Source organism: Paenibacillus silvestris (assembly GCF_009882985.1).
GTDB lineage: Bacteria > Bacillota > Bacilli > Paenibacillales > NBRC-103111 > Paenibacillus_E > Paenibacillus_E silvestris.
In genome coordinates this window covers 71,868-96,124 of the sequence record NZ_WTUZ01000002.1, presented here as the reverse complement: position 1 = coordinate 96,124, position 24,257 = coordinate 71,868, and the positions used below count along the sequence as shown (strand labels likewise).

At 42.7% G+C, this 24,257-nt stretch carries 18 protein-coding genes; 1 reads left to right on the top strand and 17 read right to left on the bottom strand.

From position 1 onward, the window contains the following. Positions 1-373: 373 nt before the first annotated feature. The 14 genes from GQF01_RS00830 to GQF01_RS00770 form a co-directional block, all read right to left on the bottom strand. Positions 374-2,020, bottom strand: coding sequence for a GTP-binding protein (locus GQF01_RS00830; protein WP_161404850.1), 1,647 nt, complete (start codon positions 2,018-2,020; stop codon positions 374-376). Between the two features lies 1 nt (position 2,021). Then, entirely contained in the window at positions 2,022-2,945 is a 924-nt protein-coding gene (gene cysD / locus GQF01_RS00825; RefSeq protein WP_161404848.1) for a sulfate adenylyltransferase subunit CysD, read from the bottom strand. Positions 2,946-3,152: 207 nt separating this feature from the next. Further along, positions 3,153-3,737 (bottom strand): hypothetical protein, encoded by a 585-nt coding sequence (locus GQF01_RS35815; protein ID WP_202555946.1) that lies wholly within the window; start codon positions 3,735-3,737, stop codon positions 3,153-3,155. 98 nt (positions 3,738-3,835) lie between these two features. Continuing rightward, positions 3,836-4,654, bottom strand: a complete 819-nt coding sequence (locus GQF01_RS00820) for a protein-glutamine gamma-glutamyltransferase (RefSeq protein WP_161404846.1) — start codon at positions 4,652-4,654, stop codon at positions 3,836-3,838. A gap of 198 nt (positions 4,655-4,852) precedes the next feature. Beyond that, the gene (locus GQF01_RS00815) at positions 4,853-5,785 is read right to left on the bottom strand and encodes a copper amine oxidase N-terminal domain-containing protein (protein WP_161404844.1); all 933 of its coding nucleotides are present in this window, start codon (positions 5,783-5,785) and stop codon (positions 4,853-4,855) included. Between the two features lie 102 nt (positions 5,786-5,887). After that, the gene (locus tag GQF01_RS00810; RefSeq protein ID WP_161404842.1) at positions 5,888-10,771 is read right to left on the bottom strand and encodes a DUF4132 domain-containing protein; all 4,884 of its coding nucleotides are present in this window, start codon (positions 10,769-10,771) and stop codon (positions 5,888-5,890) included. A gap of 14 nt (positions 10,772-10,785) precedes the next feature. Beyond that, positions 10,786-11,205 carry a hypothetical protein gene (locus GQF01_RS00805; RefSeq protein WP_161404840.1) on the bottom strand — a complete coding sequence of 140 codons (420 nt, stop codon included), beginning with the start codon at positions 11,203-11,205 and terminating at the stop codon, positions 10,786-10,788. Between the two features lie 410 nt (positions 11,206-11,615). Continuing rightward, a complete protein-coding gene (locus GQF01_RS00800) occupies positions 11,616-11,798 on the bottom strand; it encodes a DUF4083 family protein (RefSeq protein WP_161404838.1) in 183 nt (60 codons plus the stop codon). 554 nt (positions 11,799-12,352) lie between these two features. Further along, positions 12,353-13,630 (bottom strand): protoporphyrinogen/coproporphyrinogen oxidase, encoded by a 1,278-nt coding sequence (locus tag GQF01_RS00795; RefSeq protein WP_161404836.1) that lies wholly within the window; start codon positions 13,628-13,630, stop codon positions 12,353-12,355. A gap of 17 nt (positions 13,631-13,647) precedes the next feature. Then, positions 13,648-14,766: a glycosyltransferase family 4 protein gene (locus tag GQF01_RS00790; RefSeq protein WP_161404834.1), complete on the bottom strand. Its 1,119-nt coding sequence runs from the start codon at positions 14,764-14,766 to the stop codon at positions 13,648-13,650. Positions 14,767-14,795: 29 nt separating this feature from the next. Beyond that, complete coding sequence (locus tag GQF01_RS00785; RefSeq protein ID WP_161404832.1) at positions 14,796-15,785, bottom strand: glycosyltransferase family 4 protein; 990 nt, start codon at positions 15,783-15,785, stop codon at positions 14,796-14,798. A gap of 256 nt (positions 15,786-16,041) precedes the next feature. Then, entirely contained in the window at positions 16,042-16,686 is a 645-nt protein-coding gene (locus tag GQF01_RS00780) for a hypothetical protein (RefSeq protein WP_235958720.1), read from the bottom strand. A gap of 54 nt (positions 16,687-16,740) precedes the next feature. Continuing rightward, complete coding sequence (locus GQF01_RS00775; protein WP_161404828.1) at positions 16,741-17,211, bottom strand: hypothetical protein; 471 nt, start codon at positions 17,209-17,211, stop codon at positions 16,741-16,743. Between the two features lie 215 nt (positions 17,212-17,426). Beyond that, positions 17,427-17,693 carry a hypothetical protein gene (locus GQF01_RS00770; RefSeq protein WP_161404826.1) on the bottom strand — a complete coding sequence of 89 codons (267 nt, stop codon included), beginning with the start codon at positions 17,691-17,693 and terminating at the stop codon, positions 17,427-17,429. A 111-nt stretch (positions 17,694-17,804) separates the two neighbouring features. Between GQF01_RS00770 and GQF01_RS00765 the strand changes: the two genes are divergently transcribed. Next, entirely contained in the window at positions 17,805-18,026 is a 222-nt protein-coding gene (locus GQF01_RS00765) for a helix-turn-helix domain-containing protein (RefSeq protein ID WP_161404824.1), read from the top strand. Between the two features lie 62 nt (positions 18,027-18,088). On the opposite strand, the gene GQF01_RS00760 is transcribed toward GQF01_RS00765, so the two are convergent. From GQF01_RS00760 to GQF01_RS00750, 3 genes are read right to left on the bottom strand one after another with little or no spacing between them, the layout of a single operon-like run. Continuing rightward, on the bottom strand, positions 18,089-19,069 hold the full coding sequence (locus GQF01_RS00760; RefSeq protein ID WP_235958718.1) for a restriction endonuclease: 981 nt from the start codon (positions 19,067-19,069) through the stop codon (positions 18,089-18,091). Between the two features lie 18 nt (positions 19,070-19,087). After that, complete coding sequence (locus GQF01_RS00755) at positions 19,088-21,493, bottom strand: restriction endonuclease-like protein (RefSeq protein WP_161404822.1); 2,406 nt, start codon at positions 21,491-21,493, stop codon at positions 19,088-19,090. Further along, positions 21,465-24,215 (bottom strand): MrcB family domain-containing protein, encoded by a 2,751-nt coding sequence (locus tag GQF01_RS00750; protein ID WP_161404820.1) that lies wholly within the window; start codon positions 24,213-24,215, stop codon positions 21,465-21,467. The genes GQF01_RS00755 and GQF01_RS00750 overlap by 29 nt, the downstream gene beginning before the upstream one ends. Between the last annotated feature and the right edge of the window lie 42 nt (positions 24,216-24,257).

Below are 24,257 nucleotides of genomic sequence, written 5' to 3'. Positions count from 1 at the left end.
TGATCCTCCTACTTTGAACTCCGACAACATTGTTCTAAAGTTATTTTTATAAATTATTTACTACAAATTATCCAGCTTATCTTATAATTGCGAGACTGCATCTCCCTTCAAGATTAAATTTTGTGCGTTTCCTCCCTGAATAAGCAGACTTGATTGCTATGTCAATTGCTAATGAGTTCGTTACATCCACCAATTATCCTCTAACTTTGTAAAAAATTAATAATTCATTACCCAATAATCGACAATAAAAAATGACAATAATTTCGAAATTACGCGGTGCTTATCGCAACAAACAAACCCCAAGCCGCGAAAACAAAAAAAGTATCTCTACATCAGAGATGTAGGGATACTTTTTCGATTTTAATGTTTACTTCTAATGAATCAAATACCGCATAACCTGCTTCACAACATCACTCGCAACCACTTCAATCGAATGCTTGCTTGTATCGATCTCAACTTCCATAAACTCTTTACCAATGATGTCTCGCGCAGCTTCTCGATCATTATCGCCAGTGGAATCATTCGATACCACGGCAATAAGTCCCGCATCGTTCATCAATTTGGCAACCTCGACTATACGCCGCGACGATTCGCCTTGGCTATTCTCGAGCAACATTGTATGGTAGCCTGTCGATACCAAACGTTTCTCGACATCCTTCGCTACAGCTAAATTATCCGCAACTGAACCAGTCAACCAAAGGGTTAACGGACTTTGTCCTTTTTGCTCAGCACGTACGTTTCTAGTGACTTCCGCATCTAAACGTACAACGCTGTCGGAGCTTTGCAGAGCTTGGTCAATCACTCCGCAAGCGGAGGTCATGTTCGTGACACGATCGATCAGAATGAATCCACCAATGCTTTTATACTGTTCAAAAGAATCAAAAACGATGTCGTCCGATAAAGAAAACTCGCATTTCGCCACTTCATTTTTGACAATTTGATCGGCTGGAACGGTATTTCCTGTATTAATATCGATCTTATGCGTAATTGCCGTCACGGTACCAGGCAGGACTTTCGTTCCTACTTTGACCAAATAATTCTTACCAGGGGTCAGTACGGAATCATCCATCCAAAGAATGGTCGCGGTAAAGCGATCAGCTTCTTTAATTTGATCATCTTTCGTGAATACACAGCCGCGTGAAACGTCGACTTCCCGATCCAATTGTATGGTTACGGGTTGTCCAGCATAGGCCGATTCTCTATCTTGATCTGTCACTAAGATGCGTTTGACTTTCGCTTTCTCACGACTTGGCAGAATGGTCAACTCATCATCGACTGCGATACGTCCAGCCTCAATCTGGCCCTGGAAACCGCGGAACGTATGGTCCGGTCGGCATACACGCTGAATTGGCATCATGAACGCTTTCGCGTCATTCGTTTCAAGAACATCCACATTTTCTAAGTAAGATAATAAAGGAAGGCCCTCATACCAAGGGGTATGTTCTGATCGTTTCGTAATGTTATCCCCTTCTGTCGCAGAAACAGGAATAACCTCTATGCTTTGGAAATGAAATTCACCAGCTGTTTGGAAGAACGCATCTTTAATCTCTTCAAAAATCTTTTGTTCAAAATGAACTAAATCCATTTTGTTCACAGCTAAGACTAGATGTTTAATGCCCATAAGTGCGCAAATTCGGGTATGGCGCTTCGTTTGGGTAATGATTCCTTTGGTAGCGTCCACAAGAATCACCGCAAGATCCGCAAAGGATGCGCCTACTGCCATATTACGTGTATACTCTTCGTGCCCCGGCGTGTCCGCTACAATGAATGAACGGTGATCCGTCGTAAAATACCGATAGGCCACATCAATCGTTATTCCTTGTTCACGCTCAGCCAGCAACCCATCAAGCAGCAAGGAATAGTCAATTTTGCCGCCGCGACTGCCAAGTCTGCTGTCTAGCTCTAGAGCTCTCTCCTGGTCAGCGAATAGAAGCTTGGCTTCATATAACATATGTCCAATTAAGGTGGATTTTCCGTCGTCTACACTTCCGCATGTAATAAATTTAAGCAGACTTTTCATTTTAGAAATAACCCTCCCGTTTGCGTCGTTCCATACTTCCAGCCGCTTCTTGGTCAATAACCCTAGTGGTTCGTTCGGATGAAACAGCGCCAAGCGTTTCCTCGATGATGGCATCCAGCGTATCCGCTTCCGACTCGGCTCCGCCAGTAAGAGGATAGCAGCCTAGTGTGCGGAATCGCATCTTCTTCATTTCAATTTTCTCATGAGGTTCGAGTTTCAAGCGATCATCATCGACCATGATGAGATGGCCATCGCGTTCAAGAACGGGTCTTTCCTGTGCAAAATAGAGAGGCACAATATCAATGTTTTCTCTGCGAATGTATTGCCAAATATCTTTTTCCGTCCAGTTGGATATTGGGAAGACACGAATGCTTTCGCCTTTATTAATTCTTGTGTTAAAAAGCTTCCACATTTCCGGCCGTTGGTTCTTCGGATCCCAGGCATGATTCTTATTCCGGAATGAGAAAATCCGCTCCTTCGCGCGCGACTTCTCCTCGTCACGTCTTCCGCCGCCAAATGCTGCCGTAAACCCGTACTTGTCCAATCCCTCTTTCAGAGCTTGGGTTTTCATAATATCTGTGTACGCGGAACCGTGATCAAATGGGTTAATTCCTTGATCAATTCCCTCTTGATTGGAGTGAACGATCATCTTGATTCCGAATTCTTTGGCTTTGCGGTCGCGGAATTCGATCATCTCTTTGAATTTCCATGTTGTATCGATATGCATGAAAGGAAATGGCGGCTTCTCGGGATAGAAAGCCTTCAGCGCCAAATGCAGCATCACGGAACTATCCTTCCCGATCGAATACAGCATCACAGGGTTTTCGCATTCCGCGGCTACTTCTCGGATAATATAAATCGCTTCAGCTTCGAGTTGATCCAGATGCGTCATTTCTTGTATGGAATCAAGCATCAGTTTTTGCATGGAAAGGTGCCTCCTTTTAATTCTTACTAAATCCATCGGGTATTTCTTATATACTATCAGATCCTAGCTTTTATGCAAAGTGGAAGAAAGTAAATTTGTCTATTTTTCTATCATTTCCCTCGAATATTGTCGGAGTAAGCGGTTCGTGAATGGAAAAAACCCTGGAAGCTTAGCGCCTCAGGGTTTATTTGGTATTTCATGCCCGCACTAATTGGATTGTGTAGGCGTATAGTGTTGTTGATTTTGCCCCGTATTATGATGCTGCCCAGTGTGTTGAGTGTGCTGACCATGGTGTTGTTGGTGGTGGTGCTGTTGGTGGTGCATCGGATGATGGTGCAGATAAGCATGATAAGGATGTGGAACATAGGCAACATAATGATGCATCGGGTGGTAAGGAACATGATGCATAGGATGATAGACATGGTGCGGGTGATGAGCATAATGATGCTGCGGATGATAAACTTGATGAGGCTGAACGTAATGAGCCTGAGCCTGAGCTTGAGTATGCGTATGATGCGGCTGCGCTGGAGAATGAACTACGGGTGCTACGATAGGTTGCTGATAGATAGGCAGGTTATCTCCCGTCCATTTCGGAGCTGGCTGCACGGGTTGCACGGGTTGAACTGGTTGCACAGGCTGTGCTTGTTGAACTGGTTGTACGGGCTGCACCGGTTGCACGGGTTGAGCTGGTAGAACCGGTTGCGCTTTTTGAACGGGATGGAGTTTCTCCGTTCTTGTTCCGACATGATAGATAGGTAAGCTATCCTCTGTTGATCTGCTGTCTTTTGGCATCTTCTTGGTCCCTCCTGAGATAGGCATATGTCAATACGTCATCCTATGCATGGTTTCTCAATTAGGGTATATGTCTATAGAAATTGGGCTCATTCATCCTAATTTATTAGATATCCAACTTTGCGGACATGAATCCAATCACCTATTCTCGCCGTAATGGGTCTCTCTTTTGAAGGACGCTGATACTCTGAGAAGCAGGAGAAATCAGGATGAACATAACGATCCGTCAGAAATGCGGATTTCATGCTGCCAGGGATTCTATATTTATTTAGGACATTAATGACTTCCTCCCCAGAAGCAATACCGAGGCCATGACCATGTCCATAAAACAGGTCGTTTTCCAGCAACACAACGTTCTCCCCTTTCCACCAAGGCAGCAGCTGTTCAACGTCGGGATTTTCAAAATAAAGCACATCCCCCATCACAGCCTCCTCGGTATGGGTCCGGTCGATGAGGTTCAATTTGCTATTGGAATCCCAATCAAATAATAAGAGATCCGCAAATAATAGGTCGAATTGACCGGGATCTATCGATTGTAATAATGCGTGATACAAAACAACGATGACAGCCATGGAACATTCGAAGCCGTAAGAACCGCCATTTGTGAATATATCCCTTATCGCATCCTGCGGAGCCACTCCACTTTTCAGCTGGAACCTGCCTTCATCCGTTAAGTGCCAATAGGACGGGTTGCATAGCGTTCTTTCGAACCCCGCAAAATAGACACCTGCTCTACTCAGCGCTTTCGCAGATTTCATAATCTGCATTCGCATGTGCAGCTCAAAGAGCAGAGCATGAATCGAGTCATACTGATACTCATAGGGGCTGGTTTGCTTCTTTTTAAAAATAGCCAGTTCTAACTCTGTCAGCGTTCCTTCTCCAAAGGTTATATAGCTGGTACCTTCGATTAAGATCATGAGCTTCTCCTCATAATGAAGTAAGTGTGATTCACCTATTTTTATATGTGGAGGTTTGGTGTTGTGTGAATGTGAAAAGAGCGACTGCGGGGTTATCCGAATTTTTGTTAAAACCTTAAGCCAGGCTAAAAAGCCTCAGAGAATACTCTCTAAGGCTTTTTTACTTACAAACATATTAAATTCGTTGCCGTCAACATTTTATTCCTTATCGTTAAACCTCATGCTCCCCAGTAAACCTTGAAAATCCTGAATTGAACTTTTATATGTAACTTCATAGGAAGAATTTCTAATGCTATAAAATTGTGATCCCGATTTGAATATAATTAAAGTATCAATTCTTTTGTCCCAATCACGATTATTTACATAAGTTAATTGGAAAGCGTCGAATCCAAACAATTTCATTTGTTTTTCATCAATAATATCCTCTTTTGTAATAGCTCCCTTTTGCTTAGCACGGTCCAAGTATTGAATCAAACTCATGTCCTTCGTCTCGTTCACCTTTTGCTCAGTAGAGATAAACAACATGGTGAAGTTGAAATATCGCATAGCTATCTGGATGTTCTCCATATCCTCAACGGTACTGAAATCCTGAACCCTCTCATCCACTTCGGGTTTCATTTGATCAATTCCAGCCATGTTTCCCCACAGACCATAAGCAGTAAAGCGAAACTTATTATCCATACTGGTATACTCTTTCTTGCTATAGATTACTACAGTTCGTTGAACCTCATCCCACTCTACCTTAGCTCCAACAGCCTCTGAAATAAAACGCAAGGGAACAAAAGTGTTACCATCTCTTATCTTCGGTGCCGCGGATAACATGATCAATTTGCCATTCACTTTTGCGATAGGGTTGTCAATTTGTAATTCGATATCAATGTCTGGTTTGTGACCTGTTATCGTGCGAGTAGCTGCATCCCAAGTTATTTCTAGACCCATCCTTTCAAAAATAGGCCTAAATGGAACAAGCGTAGACTCGTTTTCAATAACAGGAGGAGCACTAAACTCTACTCGATATGCATCAAGAACCACGCGAATAGGAGCATCTTCTGCTCTGATATTCCCTGGATTCATAGTGAAAAGAGAGATTATAAAAAACAGTCCTGCAAAATAATAAAACAGTTTCGACATATGTGCACTTCCTTACCGATAATTAATAAGCTTAAATAATGGTTGTATATGAACCTGCGCAACACAAAAGAGCGAGTAATGTTTAACCCGCTCCGCGGTTTCTTAAACGTGCTGTATCCCATTAAGCTGGTCTAGAATATGTGGATCTTTGATTTTCGTATCTTGCGCTAGAATGACGATTTTGGACAGGATCTCTGATGTCTTGGGGTCTTCATCCATAAACGGTAGGAATAACTTGCCGCGATGCTGGGAATGCACTGGTAGTATATACAGAGTACCAGCAGCCTGCTTCTGCACCGTACCGCTTCCAAGGTGAACTCCGTATTCGCCAAGAGTACCTGCAATTCGGGCAAAGTTCCCTTCTAGACGTACATTCGTAATCTTCATAAGCCTCAAAGATTCAGTGACAATTGCTTTTCGAAGTTCAATCGTTGTTAGGCTCGCCTCAGGATCAACACCTCCAGCGTGCGCTGTACTCACGACCAAATCCACATCTCGCATAATTTCCGAGAAGATAATGCCAGGAATACTGCTAAGTTCAAGCGGCTTATATGTCTTGCGATCTATAAACGATACAGTCTCAAGCGTAGGCGCCTCGATATCAGAAGGAGAGAACCAGTCCGCTAAGGCATACACCTGAGCAATGATATTCTCCTTATGATAGACCTTCTGCAATCCCTCTTCATAACTAACAGTCCAAAGACGCGTTTTCAATAGAGCAGCTGCCCGCTTCGGCTGAATCTGATGGCCAGCGTAGCGTTTCGAAACAGTACCGCTGTCGAGCTCATCTTTGTTTGGCAAATACAGTTCTCTAAATACTTGTTTGAAAGGCTGCTTCACTTGTTTATCAAAAAGGAACTTCTGGTACAGGCTCCATTCCGCACTTTTGTACAGATGGAGGGGGTGCGCAATGCAAAGGATATCCTCTGTGGACAAAGCATAGGTTTCATCGTCATCAACACTGACTAATTGACCGTTTTCATAGAACCCGAATCTGTCACCAGCTTTAAAGACAAGTGTGCGAAGAAGCGGAGCAATCGTAGGATTCTTCATTAAATTCATAAGCTCTGTATAGGTAAAAGTGCTTTCCGATTCCATACATTTCTCGAACTCGCTCTTCGCCCGTTTATATTGATCCCTTAAACTAGCGATGCTTTCTTTTAAAGAAACAATATACGGGTGCTTGCTGTACTTGGACGGCAAAGATTTCAGTATCTTACCTTGCTTAACCACCTCCATGTCAGCGCGACCTGAATCGTCGATAACGAGCTTCACCTCAATATCCTCAATCGCCATCGGTTCGAGAAGATGAAGGATCTCTTCCATTTTGCGCGCTTCCATATCCCATTTGAGCCGAATTACATCTTGGTACCCTGCGTTGCGGGATAAATTATCGAGGGCAATAGCTGCTGCTTTTGCTTCGCTTGCACTACGTTGCGCACCGAATTTCTTACTCTCTTTGAGAAATTGTTGAATATACTCATATCTGCCGAGCACATCCCGGTCTTGATCTTGGCCGATTGGAATTAAGCTGTAACATAGTAAATGGTCTTTATTCCGCTTAGCCTCCACAGAACCCCGGATTTCGTTCAGGTCCAACTTGCCAAGAACAGCATCCGCGAATAGCTGTGATCTGCGGTGATTGGCCCCTGCCGAAATATACTTGGCACATTGATACAGCACGTCGAATCGTTGCTCGCCCAATTCCTGATAAGCTTCCATGAACCAACGGATATCTAATGCACCATCGTTGAATTCAACTGGCGAGATCGGTGAATAGTGGGCGACTATCGTTTCTTTTTCTGCCGAGAAGCTGTCATTCACATGGGCATGGAAGTACCACGCGGCGCTTCGCAGTCCATTCCACTCCAAATGCTCGGATACAAGCTCGATCCATTGCGGGGCGTACATCGCTGCCTCTAGCAGCCGCTTCTCCGAGATACGCTTCCCTTTCAGCATTTCTGCCAGCTTCCGGGCATCGTCGCCTTCTTTCGGATGACAGACGCGAAGGAGATAGCTAAGTGCTTCCTTCTTAGTCCGACTGCCATAAATATATCCGCGCACAAACGTATCCTGATCAAGGGCAGATAGAATCGCAATGAAATATTCGATTCCCTCATAATAAGTGATTCCCATCGCTAGGTCTGATACATCCGTTGGTAATTCACCACGATTCAGTTCCAATTCGAGGATCACGGAGAGGACTTTCTCCTTAAACCGCTGGATCGAGGGATGTTGATTCACGAAATCCACCCTTTTCTCGGTGATCGTTCTAATACGCTGTTGACTTCTTCGATTTCGGGTCATGAGTTCTTCATAAAGTTCATCATCATGAATGAGTCCTAAATTATGTGCTCTAACAAACTCGTGTAGCTCTGGGTGAAAATTATCATAAAGAGTAAGCCTATCGAGATTCAGCATCATAGCGAAATACTCAATGAACGAATGATCATCATAAATAAGACTGCCTGACCAAGAGCTCCATGGTGATGAAAGGATAGACCACGCATGGGAGTTTTCCTCTAACTCCATTTTCAGTAAAGCGGTGAAGATTTTATTTAAAATTTTGCTGGACATAGAGAACCGTTCTTCCGTATCACTATCATGGAAGTAGGCAAAAAGGATTTGCCGAACTTGTTGGAGGTATGGCAGGTCCTCAATAAATTTATAGAAAGCAAGGATTGTATCCATCGGATACAATTCCGATAAGAAGTCCTTCCCCCACCCTTCCAATGACTTATAGCGACTTATCTCCCAGCTCTCCAATTTACTTGTAAAGTACTTATAAAGGCCTTCTGTTGCAAAATAAAAAGTGATCTGAGCAAGTTCTCGAGGTATACACGCGTTATCTTCTAAGTAACGCTCCCATACTTCTGCAAGCGGATATCCTTCCAGATGTGTCTTTTCATGCTCTTGCTTCTGATACCCATTCAGGCGATACAACCTTGCTCCCAGCAGATTATTCTCCTTACTGCCAGCATACCTTTCCACGACATATTCAAATTCCCGATGTTTATGGACCAAATCAGATAAACCTTGTAGAAATGCTTTGACCTTATCAAACGGCATATCAAAAAAGTCTTTTACGCGAACATCTGGATAGTCCGGTAGCTTGTAGAGTTCCTGCTCCCTATTGGGGTCGAATAAACCGAATCCGTTATGGAGACCCTTCTGCTCCTTCAGCAGCAAACGATCGATCAGCGTACGCTCTTTATCCGAAGGCTCCTTGATAGAGGCAATATGAGCCTTTACCCGCTCAAATTGGTCAGCTCGCTCGTCATCCTCCTTCAACACACAGAGCATTTCCAATGCGCCTAGACGCTGCAGCTCAGCTGGGCTATCGAGTAGCGTTTCGATGGAATGGTCAAGCTGCTCCAACTCCTGCTTAAGAAGAATTATGATTGCGCTTTGCCGAAGGGCTCCAGTCTTTAATTTCAAAAGCCCATGAATCATCTCAGCATCCAGCGGTGTAAGCTTCATTTCGCCAACTCTAGTTAACGCCGCTTCTCGATTGGATACACTCTTGTCCGATAAGGAATCAAACAAATATTGTCTTTGCACAGAGTTGGTTACATCGCTCGTAAAGGAGCGAATCAGAGCACCACGAAGGTCGGGACTGACCCGATCTTTAAGGCTAATCATCTGAGCGATCATATCAGCATCCAGATCATAAGCCGCGAGATAAAGCATCTTATTCGCGATTGCATCCGTGGAGTGAGAGTATCCCATCCATTCAAAAACCCTCGACTTTTCTGCCACCTCAAGTTTCGGCATTTGGATCAGCATGATTTTAAATAGCTCGAATTGCCTGACCCTCTCCTCTTTCCCCTCTAACATGGCGACTCGTTCGACGATTGGCTTATTCTTGATAGCGTCATAATCCAGATGACCTCTCCATATGCTTGACCACTTATACACATAATTGGTAATGACAAGCGACTGCAGCTCCAAATCGGATTGAGCTATATAGGGAACGGAAAGGAAAAAACGAACCTCATCATTCTGACTTTGTGACAAGAAGTATTGAGCTGCGATTTGTTGGTGGGTAGCCCCATTTTCCATAATGTGCCGGATTAGGTCATGTAGACTCCCCTCTTCTCTGACAGCCGTAGCCCAGAGGGAGAAATACAGCTTATGGACATCCTTACTCTCCGACCACTCCTGGCACAGATCCTCATCGTTCAAGCTGGTATGAGCATACTCGATGCATTGCTTGACGACCCTAGTATTAGCCGCTTCAAGTGCAAGTCCTGTCCATATATCCAGTGCTCGAATCACCGAACTATACCGGATGAAGTCATTGTCGATAATAATTTTCAGGAAATAGATAAAAGCCTCAATCGTGCCCTCATCCATGGACTCAACGATACTTTGGCGCAAACCCTCCTGCAGTCTCGCGGCGATCAGCATCTGGCCAAGCATTTGATGGGCCTCTTCTTGATGACTGACGAAAATGCCACGTATCATAGCCCGATTCAGCAGGGCCGTATTGTTATCTCCAAATATAATCTCCTTAAGCGCATCGAACACTTCACGATTGTTATGATCTAGTTCATAAGCAAGTATATAGGAAACCATCGAACTATCAATTTGGTTGACTTGTGTCGTGAGGTACTCTATAAGCGAGAAGTTGGTCCTAGTGAGATCGTAGAGGGCAAATAGCTTGCGAACCATATTTTCCACATGAACACGAGGGTTCTTCGTACGAAATGGCCTGCGATAATACCCAACGCTGTAGGGGTACTCAGTAATATGTGTGGATAAGTAGCGCATGATCTCAGCGGGATAGTCACCGGCCTTTTGTTGGAGGATAGAAATGAAAGGGGCAAAATAAGCATCGCCTGCTCTTTGCGCATGAATATGATCGAGAAGTGCACCGATCTCTTGATAGTTCAAACGCCTTTCTCTAGGCTCCTTGTCCAATTTCTCAACTATTATTTGTTCCAGTTGCTTGGCTTCTTCATCTTCCCTTTGAATAGATAACAACTAAATCCCCTCCATCACCATAGTCTTCCAGATAGCATCGTAAATTTAATAAACGTGATGTCATCCCCATCCTGAAAGTCAATCTTGGAACTCAGTTCCGACACCTCTTCTTCATGCAGGAACACCCGGTACAACCCGTCCTCGAAAGCTAAAAGAGCCGTTTGAATGGATGCTTCTTCGTTCGCCTGCCTATCATCATACTTGGAGCCAAAACCTACTTTCCCTTGGGTCGCTTTCGTGCTAATTTCTTCTTCTGATAGAAATGCTATGAGCTGGCTTTCCTCCGCTCGCTCCTTGTATTCTCGTACGTGATGAGCGACGATTTCGGTAATCAACTCTCTGAGAGTACTTGGTGCGGAGGAGAGGATGTATTCCTTCTTTGTTAAGAAGGGCTTTCTTTTGCCGACGCTTTTTACGGTAAAATATATTCTCATTGCGATTCCCTTTCTGCCGTAAGGTCGGGCAATATTGTCTGTTGGAATTATATATAGTTTGGGCTAATCAGTACGACTTTTCTAACCTTCATATGTAACCCTTTATCTGGTATTAACCGAGCAGTACTTCAGACTTTTTACCCCTAAGTCTAATGACTTCGCCAGAAGGAGGAATTCCCCTCTGCCTTTATCCAAATTTAATAATCAATTGTTAAATTAGTGATGATACTGCTACATAATAGAAAAAGAGGGTTTAATATGGAGGGATATAACTATATATGCACTTGTTTGAAAATATAAGCGTAGCAGGACAATTAAAAGTGATAGATACCGGTGCCGCGCATAGACAAAGAGCCCAGCCCTCATGAAGGCTGGGTTTTGATATGTAGAGACCTATTACACGATACAGGTCAACAGGCATCCTTACCAAGCAATTCTATAACCTTATCAAGCTTCGTTGCCATTTCAACATCATGTTTCTTCTTCCAGCTAAAGTACCTTATGCCACTAATCAACGCAACGATCAGCAATACGGCTATTAACAAGGAAATTACTTGCATTAAAGCTGTTATTAATGAAAATGAATAGCTCATCTCTCAAACCTCTCTTTCTTGCATCTTTATTTTTGTGGAAGTTGTAGAGTACTCCATGATAAATAAAGAAAGACAATAGCGATGATACAAAAAAACAAAGCATAAAATAGATTGGTTTTTCTTTCTTTAATCGAGTAAGAAATACAAAAAATAGCCATAGTAAATTGGCCTAAGCTTCGATAGTATTGGTTTTGTACATGATACAATCCAATGATCTGAATGATTACAGTTAGAGCAATGACTATATTAAACCATACAGGATTATTATTGAATTTGAATTTCAATGTCCTTGGCCGCCTTTTTAATGATCAATTTGATTTTCATAACTAACCTCACCATCCCAATTGGTACATTATACCATTAAATCCAAACTAGAAACTGCATTGATATCATAATAAATACAACTTGCTATGCAAGAGGGGTTTGATGAATTGATACCAAAAGAAACGACTAGTTCCCCTTTGGGTACTAGTCGTTTCTTTTTAATTATAGATCCATTACTTTTCAGTCAGCATTTATTTAGGACAGAGCTTCAGTCGAGATTCGTTGTAACCCTAATAAATTCCCAGAATTTGATATGCGCCCAACTCCTCAGCCAGACTAATCGCCTGCTGCATATCCTCGTGCTGACTAGACCAATGCCAGCTTCCGTACCTGCCAATACTGTAGATGCCATGTTGCCGCAAGTAGTTTTGAATGTGAGTAGTGACCTCAATATCCGGCAAACAGTAATTATGCTCCAAATAGATTGGCTTTAAGGTCATGATATCCCGTTTATCCTCAATAATACCGATCTCAATCAGGTCATTTATGACTTCCGGCACTAAGTTCAAAGCCTCATGCTGGTTCTTAAAATACAGCGGCGAGCATTCTACATACATGGAGCTATAGCCACTAGGCGCCATTTCGGATTCAACATTACTATAGAAACCGATTCTGTAAAAACGATACTTCAGATCGGATATATAAATCCAGCTTTTGTTGGCATGCATCGGATTTCTTTTAACGCCCATATTGATAATTAACCCTCTACTCGATTGCAATTCCTGGGATAAATGAGCAATCTCACTATCGACATCGGCGATGGTATCTATCAATTTAGGCAGTGGAATAGTCGAAACAATTGTTTCCCAAGACGAGACCTGATTATTTATGGTCATGGTTCTTTTATTCAAATTTATCGATTGTACGTGGGAATTATATCGGATTTGCTTATTTTTGGCCAAGTGCTTAGGAATCTCCGATGCCCCTAAATTACCTTGCGGATAGTAAAAGTAATGATTATAACCCTCTATGCTCTGGTTCGTGCGAACATTTCTGACCTTTTCATATTTGCCGATTTGGATCTGGGAGAGATTCGGTACGCCATACATTTTCACGTTATAATCTCTAAAGAAATGCTCAAATAAGGTTGGTCCATAGGAATTGAGCAGCATGTCCGAATAATTCAGGTAGTTATGACTCCTAATTGCAGCTTCGTTCTCAACGGCAGCTAGTTCGTGCTCAATTTGATCGACCAGACGACTGTCGGGATGTGTTCTGTAACTCTGCTGGATCGGGAAATCAAACCACTCCTCATCCCAATATACGAATGCTCGGCGTACATGTTTCTTAAGAGGAAGGCCCTCCAGTAATTGCATGACTTTGGGCGCATTCTGAAGATGAAACCAGTGTCCCCCTATATCGAAAGTGAATTTGCCGACGGATGTATGAACAGAATACGAGGAAGCTTTCCCTCCTAACTCTGGAGCCCTCTCCAGCACAGTCCCGCCTCCTATTGCCGACGCGAATGACAATCCGGTAACCCCAGCTCCGATGATGTAAATGGACATGTTCTTCCCCTTTTCTACTAAATCTGTATAGTACCCCGCACTTGCCCGATTACCTTACGAACATCATACTTAGACGCCGCCAACTCTCTACTGTTTGCTCCCATGACTTCTGCCATTTGTGGGTTCAGGATAAAACGTTCCATCGCTGCGGCGAGCGCTCCCCCATTCTTCACCGGGACGATCAGCCCGTTAAATCCTTGAATGACCGTCTCTCGGCAACCAGGTACATCCGTCGTTATAATAGGCAGTCCCATTGCCATCGCTTCTAGGGTGGATTTGGGTGTGCCTTCGCGATATGACGGTAAAACAAAAATATTGGAATTCCTTAAGTAAGGACGTACATCCACGGCCTCCCCCAGATAACTGACGGCGCCTTCTTCCATCCATTTCGTGACTTGAGATTTGTTGATCGAGCTCGGATTCGAGTCAAAGGGTCCTAAGAGGCACATATGTACATCAGGATACTTGGTCTTCAAAATCCTCGCCGCCTCGACGTATTCGTAAATTCCTTTGTCCTTAATCATCCTTGCTATGAGTATAAAAGTTAAGGGTACTTCGGCCTGAGCCGGGCGAGTTGCTTTCATTGTAAATTTATCAAGATTAACACCCGAGCCATTAATAATTGTCGTATTGTCCTGTTTGATCAAGCCAAGCTGTTTAAATAACCGCAAATCATCCGGGTTCTCGAAAAAAGCCCCTTCACAATGCTGAAAAGCAAAACGATAAAAGGTTGTGACAAAAGGTAACAGCAACCGCTGCTTCCATGTTCGTCCTGTAAACAAATAGCCTAACCCTGTAACAGTCACATATAACCTTTTGCTTCTAGTAATTCGAGCGGCCAAAGAGCCATAAAGTATAGGCTTGATGGAGTAGCAGCAAATGATATCCGGACGCTCGCTCCGTAAAATTCGGGTCAAATAGAAAACGCTGCGTATATCGTAAAACGGATTTAGCCCTGTATTCTTTATCGGGGTTTGAATAAACCTCACACCTATAGAAGCCAAAGCACTTTCCACTCCCGTATCTGGTGCCACCGCCGTCACACTATGCCCATCTTGCACTAAGGACTCTATAAGATCCCAGTAAAAGTTCAAGTAATACTTGGCATATGGAACGATGAGCATAATTTTAGCCATCCAGTTCGACTCCTCAAGTTAAGCTTTATTTATTTTACCTGGCTCAATCTGCGTGCTAGGAAGAACACAACCGTTAAAGTAAGCGCCACAAGAACGTAAGTAAAGCGATGAAAAAATAAAGCTAGAAAAGCAATAGCCCCAAAAGCGACAGAGCAGGCATAGGTTAGAAGGACCGTTCTTTTAACCGAAAACCCCATCCTAATAAGCCTTAAGGCGAAATGATCCTGACTTCCCATAAGCGGGGACTTCCCAGCTTTCATCCTAAGTATCGATACGAAAAAAAGTTCAAATAGCGGAACTCCGAGAATCAAAATAGGTACAATGAGATGCTGGCCGGATTGTTGACCACTAGCCCATTGTGCTACCGTACAAGCAAGTAAGAAACCTAGCAGCAAACTTCCGGTATCCCCCATGTAGATCCTTGCAGGCTTAAAATTAAAAATAAGAAATGCTAGGCACGAACCGGCTAGAACAAACATTAATGTACTACTGAATAGATCTCCAGAAAGGTGAAGCAATAGAGCAACAAACAACGCACATATACCAGCAACGCCAGCGGCGAGACCGTCCATAATATCTATCAAATTGATAGCATTTGACATGGCTGCGATCCAAATCAACGTAATTGCCATATTCAAATACCATTGATCAAACAACATGAAACTTATCCCATGAAACCATGCGATGTAAGCCGCAAACAATTGTAAGCTGAGTTTGATAACGGGTCTGATTCCTTTGATGTCGTCAATTAAGCCTACGACCAAGATTATTAAGGTGCTAAACAATAAACCACGCTGTTGGGAGTTTAAGAAGATGTTTGAGTCCACCATGAAAAGCGCCATAGAAATTCCTATCGCAGCGAAAATCGCCACTCCGCCTAAATAGGGAACAGGTGCCTTGTGAGTTTTCAATTTCGTATTAGGGGAATCAATAATATTTAGTCTCAGTGCTGTGACTCTCGCAATTGGTGTTAATAGCATGCATAAAAGTACTGCTATAAAGAAGATGAGTAGTTGCATCGCGTTGTCTCCATTGGGTGTATTTTTGTTCTTAATAAAGAACGACAAGTTATATCATCTTATCATATTTGGAAAAAAAGATAAATCGTAACAAATATTTTTGGTTGATTAGTGGGTTAATACTACGACATGCTTCATTGCATTATTTATAATTTAAATTCTCAATAAAGAAGGAGGTGCCACGGCACCTCCTATTTTACAACTGCTATTGCATCGGACCACATGAATCGTGCCGTGTAACTCACAAATCAGCTGGCTACCCGCTCCCATTTTGCAATACTGCCTTCAAACGTTTTATAGCTTGTTCTTTATATTCAGGCTTTAACCGCCAACAAAAAGGATGCACTAATCTCCCTTGTTTATCCAATGCAAAAACCAATTTACTCTCGTAATGTTTACTCCATTCCCTGATACGAAGGACTTCACCATGAAAAATATCATTTAAAAACCCCATCATGATAAATGGGGAGTACTCACAATGCTGTTGAAACATATCCTTGTGATAAACTTCACTGTCATACAAGATCGAGGTATCATTACCAAGCCTTTGAAGCTCCTCTAACATTTTCCCATGATATGACACAATCTTCTCTCCATCTGGTTCAACAAGAGCTGTAATATTCAAAACAGAGAGATACCCCTTCGGATAATTGGGCTCAAATGCTTTAAGAATGACCTCTATCAAATTTTGCATAGTCGTATCGGGTGTGCCTATACCTTGAATAATATCTTGATTCCCTTTTCCCTTTGAAAAGTCATCCCATTGGAGATGCCTCCCCATCTTGAAAGACCCCGGATTAGTCATGATAACGGTGCCTAGCATAACATCATCTTTACTGAATATGATTTTGGTCCGTGTTCTTAGCAGAACAATCCGTTGCTCTAATTTCAATCTTCTCATTTCTGCAACAACTTGTTCTTTGTAGACCCTCGCTTTCGGCATATTTCGCTCCCTTCATGACAAATCTAAGAGCCTCATGTACTCACTTAGAATTGTTGGATATTGAACTCTAATAGTTCCGTTTGGTTGAACCCAAAAGCAGACAATTTTCAAATGCTCTAATGCCTTATATATGCTAGCGACTTGTTTCTGTATGCGAGGAATATCCGGATTTGCCAATACTAAAATTGATCTTTCGGGATCGAATAATTTCAAAAGAACTTGAACTTGTTCTGCTAAATGAATAGATAATTGGGCAGAATCAAATACCGTATCCGCATTGTGAGCCTTTGCCTGGTTGCCGCGTGTCTCCACTAGCAGCTTATACCCGGATTTCAGAGCACATAAATCTGCATCATTTCTTGAATCTACCGCTTTAAACTGAAAACCCTTCTCTTTTAAAAAATCATACACAATACTTTCGCATACATCTTTGTTCATTACTATCGGGTCCGGCGTAGTCAGATGACTATTCTTCTCTGGCACTTCGATTCACACCTTTCCTCTTTACTGTAGTCTCAAAAGAAACTAACTCAATCTTCGCTTGATAAATTCAACACCAAGTCTACTGACTTCGTCACAAGGAATAATTTTCCTTTTATTTTGTTAAAATTTAATAAAATCCTTCAAAACCGCTTTAAAAACCGGGAGTACTGGGCAGCATGATGTGCCTGAGGGAAGCATGATTTTAAGACTAATGCCTATTCTTGCTGTGACCTTAGGCCTCTTAGCTTGTTCTCCAGTATCCCTTTCTCCAGCCTTAGATGAAGCAGCTCAGTATCCAAATCCTGCCCGATGGTATGCACCGCAGTGACGATGTCTTCTGCCGTGAGGATGTGTATAGAATCGGCTTTTTGGGAGGTATACTCTAATATGATGTCGATGAACTCTTTGCAGAGGCCGATTCTTTGAATAAGGACGGTTTCTTCTTGTAGGACTTGTTCGTATTTGGTTTGGATTTGATGCATAGCCTCCACCTCCATTATTACGTATTTGCGTACCAGTTATAAAAATATTATATGGTACGTTATTGCGTATAGTCAATAACAAAACATGATTGCTCGAAAGGTGATCTAACCATGGCAAAAAAGGTAATCGTTAAAATATCTGAACTTACTAAAACGCACAAAATCTCCTTGCGTGAGTTGTCTAGGCTCTCCGACGTGCGACATGCCGCCCTAAGTGAGCTAGCGAATGGGAAACGGGAGAATATTAATTTCAGTCATATTGTGAGGATCGCGGAGGCTTTAGAGCTGCAGGATATTCGGGAGATTATTGATATGGTTGAGGTTGATGAATAATTAAATTAAGTTAAAGAACAATCAAAAGAACCCTAGCAGCGTTGAGCTCCTAGGGTTCCAATTTATACTGATTTCGTATGCCTACATTTAGGAAATGTAGAACAACCAAAAAACTGCTTACCCTCTCTGCCTTTTCTCATAACCATAGGGGCACCACAAGAACAAATCGTTTCTTTCGAAGAAGAAGCTTGTGCTTGAGCACTTTGTATTTCCTCTCGTGCTATCTGTTTTACGGGTTGCGCTTTCTGCTTTTTATTGGTTGGCTGCCATTTACCCCATGCTTTTAGTTTCTGTTCTACCAACGCTCCATGCCAATAATCAACTTTGAATTGTTCCGCCTCTTTCTTAGCCGGATCCGTTAGATCTGATGTAGTGATTAGTAGGGAAAGGATGCAATCATGATTCCGCTTAGCCCCAACTAACTCTCGGACGATCTGTACACCTACATTGTTATGCTCAGCATAGCATTTTGCTTGCACGGCTGTTTTCTCTCCACGTTGGTCAATAATTACAAGATCCACTCCACCATCCTTACCTCCCACACCTACTTCATGAACCTTGTAGCCTTGATCACGAAAGTATAGCGCAAGCAACCGTTCGAACTCTGCGCCAGATAAGCGATCAAATGAACTATGCAAGATTTCATCATCTGATCTATTTTGTGCCATCCGTGGTCGTTGCGTATTATTGGAGCTACTAGAGTTATTTACGGATTTCTTTCCTTTGCTTCTCTTCTTTTTAGGTATCAAGACTACACTTATACTAATCAAGACAATCAGACCTATAAACCCAATGATAATGTTGGCTACAGTCCAGCTTTTAGTCATGTTTTGTATTTCAGCGTAGTTGTCTGTACATTTAATCAAAATAAAAACAGCGCCTATAAACCAAATCATAGATGCAAGTTTTTCTGGTATCCATTTAGCAAGTATTCGATAATAAATAAAAACTCCTATTAGTGAAAATAACGCAATGCTTACAGCGATAAATACCACGGGATAAAGTAAAGCTTGATTCATCAGTTGTCCTAGTTCACTATTCATGTTTGTAGATTCCTTCCTCTAATTCAATTCAATCCCCAAAACCGCACTACCCAAATCCAAATGCTCCCGATCCAGCGTCACGCGAACCTTACCCGCACGCCGCTTTTCTCTCCACTCGCTCAACTCTTCTTCCGTTTCCAAACGCAGCTCCGAAACCTCATTCGCCCTGTTAAGCATATAATCCGTCGTATACAAAATCCTATAAATTCCATGCCCCGCGGGAATAATTGCCTTCTTCTTTTTCACCCATTCTTCTACCTCAAACTTCACATAAAGCTCGTCCGTAGCGCCCCTGTTAGAAGGAATCTCTGTTATCGTGGAGCGTGGAACAACCTTCCAATCCTTCACTCTTCCATACCAAGATATACCCGCATCCTCCGAACCAAACAAACGAATCGACTGATACAAAGCGACGAATTCCAATCTCGTCAGCACCTTATGATCGGTTATATTACGAAGTGGTGTATGGTAGAAACCATGGTCCAAAGCAGCGTCCAACTGAGACTGTTTACTCAAAGCCCCAACCAACACATTTTTCCCAGACAACTTGTTCCCATAATACTCCTTCGTCCCCCGCGGCCGCGTTGTCCGCTCATAAGCCTTCTCCGGACTATCCATAATGATCTCGTCCAAAAACTTTTCCATCAAACTAGTGGAATTCGGCAAGAACGGAAAGGCCCCAATGTTAATGAACTCCACACTTTTATAAAACTTGTGATCCACGAACCGATCCTCGTCATGATAGGGAAATAGTACATAGGCTCCAAACATGCTCCGCTCGTACTCTTTACCCTGCCCCTCTGAATACACAATCGCATCCCGATAGCGATGCATCGTATTAATATCATCCTCTTCCGGGCCAGGCGTCTGGTACTTCTGAAAATAAGGCGTCCCCTCATAGGCAGGATTAATCCTGTACTTCGCATCAAAAATATACTTATATTCCGCCGCGGCATCATTCTTCTTCAAAGTCAGTACGTTATCTGGCCGCTGCGCTAGTGTCTGGCTCCGATCACCCTTCGGAAGGGCATTATAAAACAGTGTAAAAATCTCCCCATTCACTGGGTTTTTATACACCATTTTCGCCTGCTGCGACTTGTCCAATGTTACGAATAAACCACTCCGATTGATACGGATGATATCCTGTTTGAGCAGTTCATACTTTTTGCTTAAAAGATGATGAATTTTCAAAAAGCACCAATACTCATAGAGCTGAGCCAAATCCTTCATCGATAGACGGAACAGATCATTCTGGATCGACAAACCTTTTAACAGCATTAAATAATAGCGATACACCTCTCGGTAACCCGATGCCATTTGCAAAACCAACGAAATCGAAAACTGCCGCATCTCACCAACTTGCAAAAAATCATGCTGCAATGACCGCTGCACCTGACTTTGCATCCGATTGAGCTTGTTCATAAGCTCCGGGTCTTTGGTACGTCCCTTTTCAGCTAGACGGATTTTGATATCCTTCAACTTCTGGTTAACGCGAGCAAGTACCCATCTTACAAAACGATTCTCAGCCGTATCGTAATCAACATGGCGTCTGCTCTCCAGCAAATGCGTTGGCGTAAAACGCTGCCCTCCCACCTCAATAACCCCATTCACCGAATCTTTCGCTATAAGATGTGGACGCTTGGCTAGAAAAGCGATGTTCTCTTTTCCGGCTCTTTTTACACGTGCGGCATCTACAAGTCGGTTCTCTCTCTGAAGCTTGGAATGAGGTGACAACTTAATTCGCTCAACGGCCTGAACAAGCAGCGTAAAAATATGCTGAAGAATTGTAAAATACTCTGTTAAACTCTGATGATTCGTCTCTTTTAATCCTGTCATGTTATAGGTCTTGCGAAGAAAGTCAAAAGATAAATTATATATCTGTTCATTAACGTCATTAAGAATCATCTGGTAGTCGTTTTTATAGTCAATTTTGGATGGAAAAATCTCCAACTGCAGACGAAAAACAGCCTCTCCGTTCAATCGAAGTTCAAGTTCTGAGTGGCCGACCTCATTTTGAAAATTAAGAATCCCAGACAAGATCATCTTCCCAAGCGGCTTAACGGCCTGTCTCACATGAATGTTATCATGATAAAAAGTTAGGGAGATATCTGCTTTCTTTTCGATTACTAGCTCGTAAGCTTGTGTTTCGTAAAACGTCGGCGCGCACGCATCACCTAAGTTCCAATTTCTTAGATCCGCATGTTCATGTGAAAATAGTGAAATTGTCTCAATGGTAAGCGCATCTTTCAGCGTAGCAGCATGAAAATGTGCATCCACCCAGGTCTCACTTTCATCCCGATGAAGATTCAGAGTCTCCACAGTTGGGTGAAATGGTTTCCCCTGAATGTAGAGATTAAACAAATTCGTCTCGATCCGCAGCAATTCTCTGCTTTGATTAGGAGAGCCAGTATGAAGTGAAGCCATCTTCTTCTAACCTCCGTAGCATGAAGGCGATTTTCCTTGCACTTTGTGGATATTTGGAGGCTGCCAATGCTTCGTATGAAAGGTACAGTTTAGAGGCATCCTCCATATACTCCGCGATAGGCAAACTGCGCTCCTGTGCAACCTGCATGAGTTGAAGTAATGCCTTTTTCACCGACAAGTTACTTCCTTGAATGCGAGGCAGAATCTTCTGTAACAACTGCATATCAAAAGCTGCTTCCTTACTCAGCAAAGCAAACCGTTCATTATAGATCATATAGAAACACACTGCATCCCTAATCCTGAATCCAACATGAGAGTGAATCTGCTCCAAAATGCTATTTATTTTCACCAGCAACTCTGTTGTCTCTTCCGTCAGTAGCTTATAGTCTCGATACACATCGACAAGCTGCAAATATTCGCTTCGCAACACTGAGTTAGGAGGAACAGTAGCCACCTCGGTATTACTTGCTTCCTCAACAGATGGATATTGACCAAGCTCAATATAATTGAACTCGATGGTGTTGGCGCGGTCCAATACCTTTTTGCTAAAAGGATGCGTCGTCTCATCCATATTCACCGTTCCGATGATGTACACATTGTCTGGCAGATAGAGGTTGCCGTACAGTTGCTTATCTGCCTCACTTTGTAACGAGTCTCTATGTATGAGTGCCGTTGTCACAATCCGTTGGTTGTGCCACTCTTGCGTCTCAAGCACACTCAGCAAATCGCTGAAATAATGTTCAACCCTGGCCAAATTCATTTCATCTAAGCATATAAAATAAGGCTTATGTTGATTGGCTGGCTTCGAGGCCTCAACCAACACTTCCGTTAACTTCCCTGGGCGAAATACACCTGACAAATCTTTATATCCCAAAAGGTCTGAAGGATCACTCCAATCCGGTCTGACTGGAATTAATGAGAATTGGCCATTACTTGCCCTTGCTCCCACTGCCTCAGCGAATAGCTTGACTAACTTCGTTTTCCCCGTGCCGGATACACCCGCCAGTATAACGAATGGCTTTGCTTTTAGGGACAGGAAAAAGTTTTCGATCCAATGGTCTGGATACATGAACCCTTTGCTCGCTATGAAATTTTTGATAGTGGCTACTCGCTCACTCACAGTTAATGAATCCACAAGAGGTGTCTCCTCCCACTCGGTGTACATGTACATCTGACCAGATTTTGAAATGAATTTTAGGATCTCTACCCAGTTGAGCATGAAAATAGAGCGTTGCTTCTGGGTGACTTCGCCCCAAGTTTGCTGCATGCCGAGAACATCAATAAAGATCGGTACGAACTGATCTAATGCGAAAGTACCTAGTTGCTGGCAGATCTCTATAGCCTTATTGATGCTTCTTACAAGTGGCGTTTGGTTTCCAGTGCGACTTAGCTGATCTCGGATTAGCCTAACTTGTGGATTGCTAAGTTTCCATTTATTCTCGTTAAAATGGTTGCCATATTCTTTTCCTAAATCAGTTAATGAGAAGTTATTCTCATTTATATTAAGTAAACCCAAGTCCTGTAGAGCTCTTCCTAAATGACGGATTCGCTCTTTTGGATGCTTGACATCATCCCCAGAGAGAAGAATTGAGCCTTGGTTTGAGATTAGTTCATCTAATGTGACCGATTCTGGTCCGTTGTGATATAGGTAATGGATAATACCTTGCCCAGCATACAGATGGCTTATCGTGTAGTTAAAGCTTACTAGTCGTTCTGGTTCTTCATTGGAGTTGATGCTCTTATTTACATACTCGTTGTAGTTGGTAACAGCATTATTAAGATCAGAGATTAGCTGCTCATCCTCTGGCAGAAGATCAATATCGTACCGATAATACGCGATGGTAGATACTTGATAATCTTGACCTAGACCGCCAGATGTTAAGTAAATGGCATCATCTTTGGTCATTCCCTCAAGTGGGAGTAGGTCGCGGATCTCTTGGACTTTTTGTTTGAAGTATTGGTAGGCTGCTTGTTTCCCTTTTGCTTCGACAGGGATAGTTACTCCTTGCATGAACGTGAGGTACACAGATTTCATATCTTCCGCGAAAAGATAGACCAGATACTCACCCTGACGTGTTGTCTCGGTGATTCGCTTATCCATGATGGCGATCCACGGGATCGTTGCCCAGTTGCCTTGGCCGACTGATCCTTGGATTTTTAGATCTGGGTGCATGAACGGGAGTTTCCTGAGTTCAGTGGGGATTAATTGACGTACTAAATTACCTAATCTATGTGCCGCAAAGGTTTCCCTTTTTGCAACTAGGTAGGTGGATAAAATATCGGATAGTGCTTCCTTTAATGATAAAGTACTCTGGTTCTGCTGATTATAATAGTTCTCCAGTTCAGTTTGGGCGTAGTGATAAAGTTCACTTAATACATCGTCAGACCACGACTCGTATAGTTCTTTCTTGAAAGCTATGGAATCGCTCGTTTGCTCCAAGATGGAGGAAAGTGCTGCGATTGGGGTTGTGATTACTGACTGTACGTTAGTAACGGTCATGCTATTCCAGCTTGTTCCGGCCTTTTCTGGTGGTTGATCGACTGGAAGGCCGTTTGATTCTCTCTCCTGTAGGAGTGAGAGGAAGCGTTGTTTTATTTGCTGTAATGGAACTTCACTTTGATCAGTGGTTTTCATCTCTATTAAGAGTGCTAGTATGAGCACTATTTTATAAGATTTTTGTTTATGAATAAAACTATTTTTAATGTCTATGGATATTCCCATGTTACACCTTCAGTTTGAAGATTTTATGTTTATAAAAATAGA

Excerpts from the sequence above, each read along its gene's own strand:
- GQF01_RS00780 (WP_235958720.1), bottom strand. The coding sequence starts at position 16,686 with ATGAGAAGATTGAAATTAGAGCAACGGATTGTTCTGCTAAGAACACGG.
- GQF01_RS00800 (WP_161404838.1), bottom strand. The coding sequence starts at position 11,798 with ATGAGCTATTCATTTTCATTAATAACAGCTTTAATGCAAGTAATTTCC.
- GQF01_RS00785 (WP_161404832.1), bottom strand. The coding sequence starts at position 15,785 with ATGCAACTACTCATCTTCTTTATAGCAGTACTTTTATGCATGCTATTA.
- GQF01_RS00795 (WP_161404836.1), bottom strand. The coding sequence starts at position 13,630 with ATGTCCATTTACATCATCGGAGCTGGGGTTACCGGATTGTCATTCGCG.
- GQF01_RS00760 (WP_235958718.1), bottom strand. The coding sequence starts at position 19,069 with ATGAATAGTGAACTAGGACAACTGATGAATCAAGCTTTACTTTATCCC.
- GQF01_RS00830 (WP_161404850.1), bottom strand. The coding sequence starts at position 2,020 with ATGAAAAGTCTGCTTAAATTTATTACATGCGGAAGTGTAGACGACGGA.
- GQF01_RS00815 (WP_161404844.1), bottom strand. The coding sequence starts at position 5,785 with ATGTCGAAACTGTTTTATTATTTTGCAGGACTGTTTTTTATAATCTCT.
- GQF01_RS35815 (WP_202555946.1), bottom strand. The coding sequence starts at position 3,737 with ATGCCAAAAGACAGCAGATCAACAGAGGATAGCTTACCTATCTATCAT.
- GQF01_RS00805 (WP_161404840.1), bottom strand. The coding sequence starts at position 11,205 with ATGAGAATATATTTTACCGTAAAAAGCGTCGGCAAAAGAAAGCCCTTC.
- GQF01_RS00770 (WP_161404826.1), bottom strand. The coding sequence starts at position 17,693 with ATGCATCAAATCCAAACCAAATACGAACAAGTCCTACAAGAAGAAACC.
- GQF01_RS00755 (WP_161404822.1), bottom strand. The coding sequence starts at position 21,493 with ATGGCTTCACTTCATACTGGCTCTCCTAATCAAAGCAGAGAATTGCTG.
- GQF01_RS00820 (WP_161404846.1), bottom strand. The coding sequence starts at position 4,654 with ATGATCTTAATCGAAGGTACCAGCTATATAACCTTTGGAGAAGGAACG.
- GQF01_RS00790 (WP_161404834.1), bottom strand. The coding sequence starts at position 14,766 with ATGGCTAAAATTATGCTCATCGTTCCATATGCCAAGTATTACTTGAAC.
- GQF01_RS00750 (WP_161404820.1), bottom strand. The coding sequence starts at position 24,215 with ATGGGAATATCCATAGACATTAAAAATAGTTTTATTCATAAACAAAAA.
- cysD (WP_161404848.1), bottom strand. The coding sequence starts at position 2,945 with ATGCAAAAACTGATGCTTGATTCCATACAAGAAATGACGCATCTGGAT.
- GQF01_RS00765 (WP_161404824.1), top strand. The coding sequence starts at position 17,805 with ATGGCAAAAAAGGTAATCGTTAAAATATCTGAACTTACTAAAACGCAC.